We start from the raw sequence: 12321 nt of genomic DNA on the forward strand, positions 1-12321 counted from the left end.
GAGCCGTTTGGGCGTTAGCCCCGGTTGTACGTGGGAGCAACAACGCTTACCGAAACAGTCCAAATGCCGAAAGACTCCTGCCGACCTGCTCAGCCCGCTCCTCCGCTAAAATCAGCCCACCAAACCCCGTCTCCAAGCACGGACGACACCCTGTCGTCCAGAACTCCGTTGCGTGACTCAGCCGAAATGCCGCGCAATCCAAAAACACCGGCAAAAGACTTCTTCACAGGTGTGGCATGGCTCGCTGGCTTTGGGCTTTTGGTTCTCCTGCTGTGGTTTGTTGCGTTACTCGTAATTGCAGCGTTGATTTTCTTCGGGCTGACTGCTTTCACCAACTGGAATCTCGGTGCCCGCATTGGCTTCAGCCTAATTTCAGCATTCATCACCATGAAGGTTCTCGGCTTCATCTCGGCCACTCTCGACTTGATACCTGAAGCTTGGATCGAAGGCAAAAAGAAGACGAAGCCTTGTCCCGAATGTGGCAAGAATCTGCGTGCAGTGCTTGCGCAACAATGTATGCATTGCGGCGCTGACTGGCATTCCTAAAGTCGTGCAACATGGTTCTAGCGCTAGTACCTTCGCTCTTTCGCAACGGGCGTTTGCGTCGGTACAATCACTCGCGATTCAACTCCACTGCTTTGATTGGGGCGGTGTCGTCCAGACCTTCCGTTGTACGTCCCAGGTTTTCGATGAATGCAACCGCTCACTTGGTGTTTGACCGCGCGTATTACGAATCCAACTACGATGCTTGGCTCCGGCATCGAGCCAAATTGCGCCCGTACGCGGTGTACCTTTCGCTGACCCTGCTGGCTTTCGGCGTTATCATGGCTTTCGCGTTTTCACGGCAATGGCTTGTTGGCGTGTTGTTCGCCTGCGCTGGCACCTACGAACTCGTCGAGGCGCTGACTCACAAATCACGCTGGATCAACGCTCGAGTCAAGGCAACCCGTGAGAACAAAACCGTTGAAATTCAGCTCTCGGAGACTGAACTGACAACGACCTCTTCGGTCGCGCATGGAACGATCTCGGTTGACGCATTCTCCGACATCATCCCTGCGCCTGACTGTGTGTTTTTGATTCCCGAATCGGGTGGATCCATCTTCATTCCCGCAGCGACCGTCGAACCGACCGATGCGTTTCGACCGTTAGTGGATGCGTGGATGGCAGCGCGTAGCGGCGAATAACGATTTGCGATTTTCGGGGCATCAATGTGCGAGCCTAAATCAAGTCGTTTGGCGACCGACTGAGATCGACTGTTCTGGCATTCTGCCGGTTTCATGCGTGTGCCCTTCGTGCGGACGAGTGTTCCCCTGAGACGTTGCTTCTCGTGTGCCTTGGTTGCGGAACTGTGCCGCCGTGTTGTTCGGGCGATGATTCGAGTGCCGAGTTCGCTGGCGCGTAGGAAGTCTCTTGTTGTGGACCCAGGTTCGGTCGTGCTTGATTTCTGCGCGCATTGGAATGCTCGGATACAATCGCTGCTTCGTGGGGGACCGTTCCAGCTTGGCCGGCCCTGGGGAATTCCTCGTTGGTTTCGAATTTCAATTGAGCGTTTGGATGAAGTGGCAGTTGGCATTGATTGTGGTGGTGTCGCTGGGATGCCTCCTTTGGGAACCTTTCGAGGAGGATCGCCACCAGAGTGAGTTGGAGGGTGTGAGTTGGGTCTCGGATCAGGATGATGTTTCACCGTGTGGCGTCTTCAGTGAATTGAAGGCGTTCCCAGGGGCCCAGGGATTCGGTGCTACCACTGCTGGCGGGCGAGGTGGTGCTGTTTTGGTCGTTGAAAACCTGAATGATTCGGGGCGAGGGTCTCTTCGCGAAGCGGTGGAAACAAAAGGTGCACGGTTCGTCGTTTTCTCCGTTTCCGGCACGATTGAATTGGAGACTCCGCTGAAGATCACGTCGCCGAACATCACGATCGCGGGCCATTCGGCGCCGGGTGGTGGCATCGCACTCAAGAACAGTGATTCCAACACTGGGCCGTCGATTGTGGTGAATGCCAGTGAGGTGGTCATTCGGTATCTTCGCGTTCGACCAGGGCTGGCGGCACCGAGTACATCGGTCGACGCCATCTCGATTCTGGGTGGCAAGAACATTGTCATCGCGAACAACTCGTTCAGTTGGGCGGTCGATGAAAACGTCAACCTTTGGTTCGACGCCACGGATGTGACCGTCCAGCACAACATCATCTCAGAAGGCATTTGGGACGGGAATCACACTCAGCGTGGCTTGCACAGCAAAGGTTTGTTGAGCGGTTTGGAAAACGTGCGTGTTTCAGTGCACCACAACCTGTTTGCCCACAACGACGATCGCAACCCGCGTCTGACGGGGCTGGGGAAGAACGAAGTCGTCAACAATGTCATCTACAACTACTATCAGGTGGGAACCAATTTTTCGATTGGTGTCGGATTCCAGGCCAACCTGATTGGCAATGTCTTTCTCCCAGGCAAGCAGCATCGCGAACACCGTTATCCCATCGTGGTTGGTGGTCAATTGGTGGAGAAAGCAATATTTGTGAGGGACAATTTGAGTCCACGGCGGTCCACGGGAACCGAGGATGAGTGGCTGAATGTTGGTTTCAATGGTGTCATGGGTGACGGGGCGTACAACGGAACCTTGCTCGATGAGTCGGTTCGTGCGGGGACGCCCTTTGAGATGAGCGCGGTGCCGGTCACTCTGGAACCAGCCGAGACGTTGGTTGAGCGATTGTTGCCGATTGTGGGAGCAACCTTACCGAGGCGTGATGCCGTGGATGCTCGAGTTGTCGGCGATGTTCAAAACGGGACGGGGGTGATGATCAACGACCCTGCTGAAGTGGGCGGATGGCCGACACTGGAGCCAGGCACGGTGCAAGATCGTGATCGTGATGGGATGCCCGATGCCTGGGAACTCCAGCATGGTCTGGATCCCGACGATTCTTCCGACGCGATGCAGGACATGAATGGCGACGGCTATGTGAACCTGGAGCAATACCTTGAGTGCCTGGTGTTCGAGGAGATCTCGCGACGCAAGTTCACTCGACCAACGCAATGACGATGAGTGTGTCTCTGTTAAGGCGTGGTTTGGGGGCGTATGCTTCTCAGTGTTGTGGTCAATGTTCCGACCTTTTCTGTACCCAGAGTCGCAAGCATGTTGAGGGGGAAGTCGATGCAGACCATCCGAGTGGAGGAAACCGAGGGAGAAGTATTTCCGGCGGGTCGTCGCAGTTGCATTTTGGGGGGGCCACGAGGGTTGCCCGTGGAGCAATTTGCGGTGGGCCATTCGACTCTTTTTCCCCAAGGCGCGATTCCAGAACACGCTCACTCGAACGAGGAGGTCTACGTCGTTCTTGCGCGACGCGGCGAGATGCGAGTGGGAAATGACGTGAGACAGGTTGCTGCGACCACCGCCATCTACATCCCATCCAATGTCCCGCACAGCTTGATCAATGACAGCGATGAAGATTTGGTGGTGATGTGGATGTACGCACCAGGCGGGGTGGTCGGTCATTGGGAAGATGAGCGAGGCGGTCGGCCAGCGTGATCTTTTTGAATCTGGCCGGATCGTTTGGTGAAGTCTGAGCCAGGGGAACTGAATAGGAGTAGGATACGGGGCCCACATCACGACTTGGAGAGATCAAATGACAAAGACTGTTGCGTTGGTTGTTGCGTTCGCCGGAGTGCTCACATGCCAAGTGGCGAGCGGGCAATCGAGTTTGGAGTTGAGGCTTCAGTCGCAATCCAAGTCAGCTGCCGGCGAGTTTGTCATTCAACATCAGAAGGAGTCATGGAAGGCAGCCGAAACCGCCATCATCGTTTGCGATGCCTGGGACTATCATCATTGCTTCAATGCGGTCGGTCGTCTGAATGAAATGGCGCCGACAATGAACAGGGTGATCGCGGAAGCACGGCGGCGCGGTGTGACGATCATTCATTCACCCAGCGATTGCGTCGATTTTTACAAAGACAGTCCGGCTCGAAAGCGTGCGGTCGTTGCGCCCGCCGCGACAAACCTGCCCAAGGAGATCGAGTCGTGGTGCTACACGATTCCCGCGGAGGAAGATGCCGAATACCCGGTCGATCAGTCGGATGGCGGCGAAGACGATGATCCCAAAGAGCACGCCGAATGGGCAGCGAAGCTCGAGTCGATCGGCCGTGATCCGAAACGGCCTTGGCAACGGCAGCTGGACACGATCGAAATCGACGAATCCGTGGACTTCATCACGGACCAAGGTGACGAGGTTTGGAATGTCTTGGAATCCAAGAACATTGACAACGTGATCCTGCTAGGTGTTCACACCAACATGTGCGTGCTTGGTCGACCGTTTGGACTGCGACAAATGGCTCGCAACGGAAAAAAGGTTGTGTTGATGCGAGACATGACGGACTCGATGTACAACCCAAAGATGTGGCCCTACGTCAGTCACTTCGAAGGGACCCGGCGAGTGATCTCTCACATCGAGCGATACGTTTGTCCAACGATGACAAGCGATCAGCTTATCGGTGGTGAGCCGTTTCGTTTCAAGGGTGACGAGTGAAAGCCAGTCACGGATCCGAATGGAATTTGTCAGCCGGTTTGTTGTTAGGTGCAATTGTTCAATTCCTGTCCGGTGACCCACTCGATGTCTTTGGCGTTGCGTCATGATCCTGGCGACTCAGTGAATTGAGCGGGAATCGGTTTCGGCCATTCAGGCCTGCCGTGAACGTCGAGGTTTTCCCCGTTGCCATGTTGGCCAGTGCGGGCGAAGGAGTCGTCCGGGAGTTGGGACATGTTTTGCCGAACAATGCAAGCGAGCAGTCGATTCAGCCGGCCTTCGATTCTTTATGTGAGCCGTGAGCCGTGAGCCGTGAGCCGTGAGCCGTGAGCCGTGAGCCGTGAGCCGTGAGCCGTGAGCCGTGAGCCGTGAGCCGTGAGCCGTTTGGACGTTTGGACGTTTGGACGTTTGGACGTTTGGACGTTTGGACGTTTGGACGTTTGGACGTTTGGACGTTTGGACGGTTCTGTGGTGGTGGAACCCAGTCCAACGCCCAAACGGCTCAGCAGATCAACGCTCCCTGGCCGTCGGGTGCCGTGGACCGGCGGTCATCTGTCCTACCCACTTGCGTTAGGAACGCTTTGCGCGAAGCACCGCAAGGGATGCTTCTGCATAGGTAATTGATCGTTCCTTCTCGACCTCTCTTATTGACGACAGGTGGGGCTTCTTCCCCCAACGATTAGACTGTCGATTCATGAGGTTCTTGATTTCCAACGATGGGTAAATGCTTGACGGATTGCAGGATGCACCTAGGATTTCATGAGAGTTTTGTCTTTGGCGGAAGGCAAAAGAATTCAATGGGAACGAGCCGCACTGATTCTGTCAGGTGGTTGCTTTTTCCCCTGTTGTTCATTTCTTATGCTTCCGAGAGTATTGATGAATCTTCGTTCAAGACACCGAAGTGAGGATGGTTTTACCTTAGTCGAGCTGTTGGTGGTAATTGCCATCATTGGGGTGCTCGTCGGTCTGTTGTTGCCAGCGGTTCAAGCGGCTCGAGAGGCTGCAAGGCGAATGAGTTGCAGCAACAATATGAAGCAGTTGGGGCTGGCGTTGCACAACTACCACTCTGCTTACAATCGTCTTCCACAGCAGCGTGGCGGGACGAGCAACGTCAACGACACGTGGCCTCCAGGGACTTACGAGGGGCACAATAATTTGCAGCTCAGTTTTTTGGTGGGTGTTTTGCCCTTCATTGAACAGCAAGCTTTGTGGGAGCAGATCAGCAATCCGTTGGCGGTCAATTCTGACGGAACGGTCAGGTCACCTTCGTGGCCAGCCATGGGACCTGTGGTTGATAACCGACCGCTGTATCCCCCATGGGTCACCGAATTGTCGGCGTTGCGATGTCCGAGCGATCCCGGCAGGGGAGCACCAGCGTACGGCCGGACAAACTATGCAGCGAACCAAGGCGACACGATTTACAACAGCAACGGGATCTACGCTGCTTGGAATAACTTTCAAACTCCGGCAGGTTGGCCCAGTCTCAAGGGGACGTTGCGTGGTTTCTTCAATGCGCGTTCCTCAACCAAGTTCCGAGACATCTTGGATGGTTTGTCGAACACGATCATGCTCGGTGAAATCGCGACGGACTTAGGCGATCGTGATGCTCGAACATCGACCACTCAGGAAGCCAACGGGTTGCGAGTTCCCAACACGGCGCTCGCCTGTCGTTCATCGCTTGATCCCGAACGGCCATCGTTTTGGAGTGCTGCTGTGCAGACTCCAGCGGATGCGGACTCGACGAATGGGCCTCGTTTTGTACGTGGTTTCCAGTGGTCCAACGGATTTCAAATCCACACGGGCTTTCAGACGATCTTGCCGCCCAACAGTGAGATCTGTCAGGAGGCACCGGTTGGAAATTGGATGAGCACGTACGACCAGTCCGGAAACTTCACTGCATCCAGTCGTCACCAAGGTGGTGTCCATGTTGTCATGGGGGACGGGGCGGTCAAGTTCATCACGGAGTCCATCGAGGCAGGGAACTCCGACGCAAAACCTGTCGATCCCTGGCAGACCCAAGGGGTCGGCAGCCCGTTTGGGCTATGGGGAGCACTGGGAACCAAGGCCAACGGCGAGATCGTCTCACTTGACTGAGAACGTTTGGTCTGTTCGTTCCTGATCGCGTTTCCAGGAACATGTATCTGAATCAATCCGTCCGGCGTTGCTGTTGGTTCGCTGGCGGATTTGTGCTTTGCTGTTATCTCATTTTTTGGCATCCTAATATGACACGTACATTCATCGGCTTGATCATGACTCTCGCTTGCCTCTCATTGGCAGGCTGCGGTTCCGAGAACAAAGCGGAGGTCATCTTTGACGCGGGCGAACACGCGAAGACGACGGCGTCTCCAGAGGAAGTCCAAAGGAGAATGGCGGAAGCGATGGCTGGGGCCGGCAAAAGCGGCAAAGCTCGTGGTGCAGAATTGAAAGCGGAAGCCTCCAAAAAATCGGAGTGATTTCATTGGTTGCCGCCAGTTTCGTCTTTGAGGAGGCTGGGGGTTTTCCTTCCTTGTGGGAAGGCTTGATCGATGAGGGAACGTTCAGAAACGACTTCGGTCCTTTCCAAATGATCGCGGAAGGAACAGAGCCCGCTTGCGCCACTCCGCTAAGACGAAGCCAATGATGAGCGATTCCTAAGCAGGTCGGCAGGAGTCTTTCGGCATTTGAAATGTCTTGGCAAGCGTGGTTGCTTCCACGTACAACCGGGGCCAACGCCCAAGCGGCTCACATGTTTATGCCCGATCATTCCTGCCGGCCTGCTTAAGTGTCCTCAAGAAGTTCAAAAGAACGTCTGCCATAGGGTTTGCCATTGATTTGCAAGGTGATCGCGTGGCGTCCGGGGTAAAGTTTGTAGGTGGTCGCGTTGGCGTGAAGCCGATGGCGTTTGGTCAGTGCGATCACTTCTGCCTTGTTGACTGAAAGACTCTTGAGTTTGTGGACTTTGGGAGCCGTGGTGCCGTTGGCTTTGACGAAGTCGATGACGTAATCGATCATCAGTGCTTCGGATCTTTTGGCGGTGATGGAAAACGAGAATTCGATCGTGTCGCCCGGTTGGAGTTCGGCTTTCTTCAATTCAAAGTCCGAGACTTCGATTTTCGGGTCGTGTCGATACCCCAGAAACTTCAACGCGGGCGAGTGTCCCTGTTTGATCAGTGTTCGCAAGGCGTGGCGATTGATCCAATCCAGCTCTGGGGGAGATTGCTTCTCCGCGGATTTCCAATTGCGAAGGGTTTGAAGGACGAGTTCTGGGTGTGATTTCGAGATGTCGTTGAGATGGTTGGCGACTGACCGTGTGACGTAACGCGTCGCATCCGCGTGCAGTGTGTCAAGGAATGGCAGTGGCGTGGTGACATCGATGCTCAAGCGACGCGACCAGGGCAATTTCGGCCGGGTGCCTTCGCTGACCAAACGCCGGACGTGGTAGTTCGAGTCAGTGGACCATTGGGACAGTTCGGTCAGCGTTGACTCAGGATGAGCGTCGAGGAAGGCACGAATGCTGTCTTCCATCGAAAACCGCATCGTGATGGCTTTGAGTGTTTTCAGCGAGTTCCGAAGATGCTTTCGTTCCAGGCCGTTGCGAACAACGTATTCGCCAAGCGGAGCCAGGATGAAGTCACCAAAGTCGTTGTCTGCGAGTTGGGGATCCAGTGGCGGCGGCAACGCCTCGCGAATCTGTTTGGCTGCGGTGGGGAAATCAACGGCGAGGTGTTTCTCGAGCACGACCGCAATGTGCGCAATGCGTTGTTTCAGTTCGAGGTCTTTGAGGCCATGCATGCATTGACGAGTGAACGCTTTGCCATCGAAGTTGCAGTCGGAGGCTTGGAAGAGCCCGCTCAAAAAGTCGATGCGGTCACGATTGAAGAGTTGGTCCTTGAGGCTGAACCCGCTGCCGGTAGTCGATTGGCTCATGGCATTGCTTTGGTCGTGTTGGTTGCGGAAGACTGTTCGGTCGGGAGAACGTCGAAACCCGCGAGATCAAGCTGGTGTGTGGTTGACGCGGTGGTTCCAATGCTTGCGAGCCTTTCTCGTCGCAAAAGTTCTCGTTTTCGTGACAGCCCCCAGCGAAAGCCGGAGTCCTTGCCGTCCGAACGCACGGCGCGGTGACAGGGGATGGCCAGGGCGATTTGATTTTGACCGCACGCAGAACCCACCGCGCGGCTGGATCCGGGGGAGCCGATTCGGTCGGCCAGTTCGCGGTAGGTGATCGTTTCGCCGGGCTTGGTTTGCGCGAGAGCGGTCCAGACTTGCTTCTGAAATTCGGTGCCATGGAGTTCCATGGGAAGGCGAAGAGGGTCTGCCGGCTGTTCGATGAATCGTATGACCGCGGCCAGTTCGGCTTGAAACGCTGCATCGGTTTCAACCGGTTTTTGTTTTGGATGTGCAGTCGCCAGTTCAGCGAGCATCGAAGCTCGGTTGTCACCGAGAGAAAGGAAGCTCACGCGGACGCCAGCGTCAGCAATGTTGCTACCGGCGATCAAGACTTGCCCGAGCGAGCAGGCACCTGTTGCGAAGATCAGATGCGAATCGCTTGCTCGCTGTTGGGCGGATGAGTGCGTCATTGATTGCCGGCGACTGGGTGGGGCGTGGAGGAATCCTCGGAGATTGAAAGTTGTTGGGCGGCCCAGTCGGCGGCGATGGTTCCGATTTCACCCGCGAGCGAATTGACGGAACCTTTCCCATTGGGGTGAACGCGATTGCTGAGAAAGATGACCGACAGTTTCAGCTCAGGATCGATCCACAGGGCGGTGCCGGTGAATCCACCATGTCCGAACGCAGCGTCGGTCATCGATTTGCCTCGGTTGGAAGAGTACGCAGAGCGTTTGTCCCAGCCTCGGCTTCGGAATTGAATTTGGTCGGCTGATTTGCCAGGAACTTCGATCGGCGAAGTCATGGCCTCGAAGGTTGCCTTTGAGAACAAACGCACCTGGTTGGTTTGAATGGCGTCGTTCGTTTGCCCGGCGTTGACCATCGCGTTCGCGAACCGGGAAAGGTCGTCTGCGGTGCTGAACAATCCTGCGTGACCAGCGACTCCGCCGAGGGCGTAGGCGCGCGGGTCGTGAACCTCGCCTCGCATCCAGTGTCCCTCGCGTTGTTGAGTGGTGGCGCATCGATCATCGTTCTCACCAGTTGATCGATAGCCAGTGTCGTTCATTTGGAGGGGGGCAAAGATTCTTTTCTGGGTGAATTGGTCCAGCGGCATGCCTGAGACTTGATGGACGAGTTCACCCAGCACCAAGAAGCCGACGTCGGAGTAACGAAAACGTGTTCCAGGTGGACTGCGAAGTTTTTGCGACATCAGGTTGGCGATCGATTCCGCGTCCGTGCCTTGGTAGTCCGACATGCCATTGTCGGGGATCAATCCGGAGGTATGAAGCAAAAGGTGTTCGATGGTGACCGACTGTTTGTCATGGACGGCGAATTCTGGCAGGTATTCGCTGACGGGGGCGGTGAGCGACAGTTTGCCTTCGTCGGCGAGGATCATCACGCTGGTGGCGGTTGCGATGGGTTTGGTCAGCGACGCCAAATCGAAGACCGTGTCGACGGTCATCGGCTTTCGTTGCGGTTCGAGCTCGCGGTTTCCGAAGGCCGCTTGGTAGATGGTTTGGCCTCGAAAATTGACTGACACGACGGCACCGGGGCATTTCTGGGCTTGGATGCCGTCCTGGACGAGCTGTGCAACCGTGCTGGCTGGGAAGTCCTTGCTGGCGGAAGAGTCTTCTGCAGAAACGGTTGCCAAGGTTGCGATGGCCAGGGGCATCGCGACCGCGAGGCGGGCAAAGAGTTGGTTCATGGTGTGGAGAGTGAATGGGGGGAGAGGAAGAATCGGCTGCGTGACAAAGAATCTGATTCGGTGATAGTTTACAATGACGCGTCCGATGAAATCGAGTCGATCGGTTCGGTTCATCCGTTCGGCGGAAATTGCATCGCAGCAGGTGTTGGAACGTGCCGCATTTTTTCGTTGCGATTGCCTCGGTCAGCAATGTTCTTCTGCGGTATGACGCCGAAGCGTTCCTGATTTTGCCCACCCAATGCGTCGCCTGACGCCCCTCCTAAACCTCTCACACTCTAGATCGAGTCCGCATGAATCGTGTTGTCATGGCACCTTGCCTCGCGTTTGTCGCTTGTTTGTTCGTCGTCACTGCATTGTCTCAACGAAGTGCCGCGGGGAACTCACCGCCCAACATCGTCGTGGTTTTGGTGGATGACATGGGGTTTTCGGATCTGGGGTGCTATGGAGGTGAGATTGAAACGCCGAACATTGATGCCTTGGCAGCGGATGGATTGCGGTTCACGCAGTTTTACAATTCGGGGCGTTGTTGCCCGACGCGAGCGAGTTTGATGACGGGCTTGCATCCTCATCAAGTTGGGATCGGTCACATGACCGCTCCTCCTGGCAAAGTGTTGAATGCTCCGCCCGCCTACCAAGGGCATTTGAATGAAACGTGTGTGACGATTCCACAAGTGTTGAAGTCGAAGGACTATCACACATTCATGACGGGGAAGTGGCACCTGGGGCATGTCAATCAGAATGATTGGCCGATGCAACGAGGTTTCGATCGCTTTTATGGGGGCATCAGCGGCGCGTTCAACTATTTCAAACCAGGCGGTGATCGTGGGATGACTGATGGCAACCAATCTGTGCAAACGGAAGATGGCTTTTACGCGACGGATGCGTTCACAGACATTGCTTGCCAGTACATCAGCGATGCGGCGCGGGCGGACGACAAACCGTTCTTTCTGTACTTGGCTTACAACGCACCGCACTGGCCGTTGAATGCGAAGGTCAAGGATTTTGAGAAGTATCGCGGTCGCTACAAAGATGGTTGGGAAGCGTTGATGAAGAAACGCTTTGCGAAACAGCGCGAGATTGGTTTGTTCGATGAATCCGTGCAACCAGCACCGCATGTGGGGCCAGCTTGGGATTCACTGAAGGAAAAGAAACGAGACGATTTGGATGCGATCATGGCGGCGTATGCCGGATGCGTGGACAACATCGATCAGAACATCGGCAAGTTGGTCGCTCATTTGAAATCGGTCGACCAATACGAGAACACGTTGATTCTGTTCTTGTCTGACAATGGTGCTTGTCAGGAAGGCGGGCGATTGGGATTTGGCGATGAGAAGATGGTCCGCAATCCTCCTTTGGAAACGACCAACGGGGTGCGTCAAGGTTTGGCATGGGCAAACGCGAGCAACACCCCGTTTCGTTTGTACAAGCACTTTTTGCACGAAGGCGGAGCCAACACGCCGTTGATTGCTCATTGGCCTGCAGGAATTCCGGAAGCACGCCGCAATTCCTTTGTGCGACAACCGGCCTATTTGCCAGACATCATGGCGACGTGTGTGGATCTTGCTGACGCAGAGATGCCTGGTGATGTTCCGCCGTGCCAAGGCAGTTCGTTCGCGCACTCGCTCACAGGAGATTCTGAACGAGCGAAGGGGCCCATTCATGACACGCCGATTTTCTTCGAGCACGAAGGAAACGCGGCGATGCGAGATGGGGATTGGAAACTGGTCCGCGAATACCAGAAGCCTTGGGAGCTCTACAACATTGCGCGAGATCGGACGGAACTGGATGATCGGTCGACAGCGGAGTCCGATCGGCGTGATCGAATGATTTCGGCTTGGGAAGCTTGGGCGACGGAGACGAACGTCCTGTTCCCTGAGCGGTACAACATGTATCAAGAGTTGAAGAAGCACGAGTAGAATCAGGCCTCACCGCTTCGGCCAATCCACCGGTGAAAGTCAACCGGCTATGCCTTTGCTGGATGTCGACTTGCTGACACGCAACGCGAACCGATTCCAATGATCCG

At 55.4% G+C, this 12321-nt stretch carries 11 protein-coding genes; 8 read left to right on the forward strand and 3 right to left on the reverse strand.

All coding sequences use genetic code 11. The annotated features are described in order from the left end of the window. Nucleotides 1–63 precede the first annotated feature (63 nt). The 7 genes from UH5x_RS26815 (at nucleotide 64) to UH5x_RS26845 (ending at nucleotide 6963) form a co-directional block, all read left to right on the forward strand. Nucleotides 64–546, forward strand: a complete 483-nt coding sequence (locus UH5x_RS26815; RefSeq protein WP_482634249.1) for a hypothetical protein — start codon at nucleotides 64–66, stop codon at nucleotides 544–546. A 143-nt stretch (nucleotides 547–689) separates the two neighbouring features. After that, nucleotides 690–1184: a hypothetical protein gene (locus UH5x_RS26820; RefSeq protein WP_482634250.1), complete on the forward strand. Its 495-nt coding sequence runs from the start codon at nucleotides 690–692 to the stop codon at nucleotides 1182–1184. A gap of 358 nt (nucleotides 1185–1542) precedes the next feature. Continuing rightward, a complete protein-coding gene (locus tag UH5x_RS26825; protein ID WP_482634251.1) occupies nucleotides 1543–3030 on the forward strand; it encodes a pectate lyase family protein in 1488 nt (495 codons plus the stop codon). Between the two features lie 114 nt (nucleotides 3031–3144). Beyond that, the gene (locus UH5x_RS26830) at nucleotides 3145–3519 is read left to right on the forward strand and encodes a cupin domain-containing protein (RefSeq protein ID WP_482634252.1); all 375 of its coding nucleotides are present in this window, start codon (nucleotides 3145–3147) and stop codon (nucleotides 3517–3519) included. A 97-nt stretch (nucleotides 3520–3616) separates the two neighbouring features. Beyond that, nucleotides 3617–4513 carry a cysteine hydrolase family protein gene (locus UH5x_RS26835; protein ID WP_482634253.1) on the forward strand — a complete coding sequence of 299 codons (897 nt, stop codon included), beginning with the start codon at nucleotides 3617–3619 and terminating at the stop codon, nucleotides 4511–4513. Nucleotides 4514–5386: 873 nt separating this feature from the next. Then, nucleotides 5387–6604 (forward strand): DUF1559 domain-containing protein, encoded by a 1218-nt coding sequence (locus tag UH5x_RS26840; RefSeq protein WP_047816008.1) that lies wholly within the window; start codon nucleotides 5387–5389, stop codon nucleotides 6602–6604. 128 nt (nucleotides 6605–6732) lie between these two features. Further along, nucleotides 6733–6963, forward strand: coding sequence for a hypothetical protein (locus tag UH5x_RS26845; protein ID WP_047816009.1), 231 nt, complete (start codon nucleotides 6733–6735; stop codon nucleotides 6961–6963). 304 nt (nucleotides 6964–7267) lie between these two features. On the opposite strand, the gene UH5x_RS26850 is transcribed toward UH5x_RS26845, so the two are convergent. From UH5x_RS26850 to UH5x_RS26860, 3 genes are read right to left on the reverse strand one after another with little or no spacing between them, the layout of a single operon-like run. Further along, on the reverse strand, nucleotides 7268–8416 hold the full coding sequence (locus tag UH5x_RS26850; protein ID WP_482634254.1) for a hypothetical protein: 1149 nt from the start codon (nucleotides 8414–8416) through the stop codon (nucleotides 7268–7270). Further along, nucleotides 8413–9066: a methylated-DNA--[protein]-cysteine S-methyltransferase gene (locus UH5x_RS26855; protein ID WP_482634255.1), complete on the reverse strand. Its 654-nt coding sequence runs from the start codon at nucleotides 9064–9066 to the stop codon at nucleotides 8413–8415. The genes UH5x_RS26850 and UH5x_RS26855 overlap by 4 nt, the downstream gene beginning before the upstream one ends. Beyond that, nucleotides 9063–10298: a serine hydrolase domain-containing protein gene (locus UH5x_RS26860; protein WP_482634256.1), complete on the reverse strand. Its 1236-nt coding sequence runs from the start codon at nucleotides 10296–10298 to the stop codon at nucleotides 9063–9065. Before UH5x_RS26860 ends, UH5x_RS26855 begins: the two co-directional genes overlap by 4 nt. Nucleotides 10299–10588: 290 nt before the next feature. Between UH5x_RS26860 and UH5x_RS26865 the strand changes: the two genes are divergently transcribed. Next, a complete protein-coding gene (locus tag UH5x_RS26865) occupies nucleotides 10589–12214 on the forward strand; it encodes an arylsulfatase (protein WP_482634257.1) in 1626 nt (541 codons plus the stop codon). Nucleotides 12215–12321: the final 107 nt, after the last annotated feature.

Source organism: Rhodopirellula sp. UH5 (assembly GCF_056839225.1).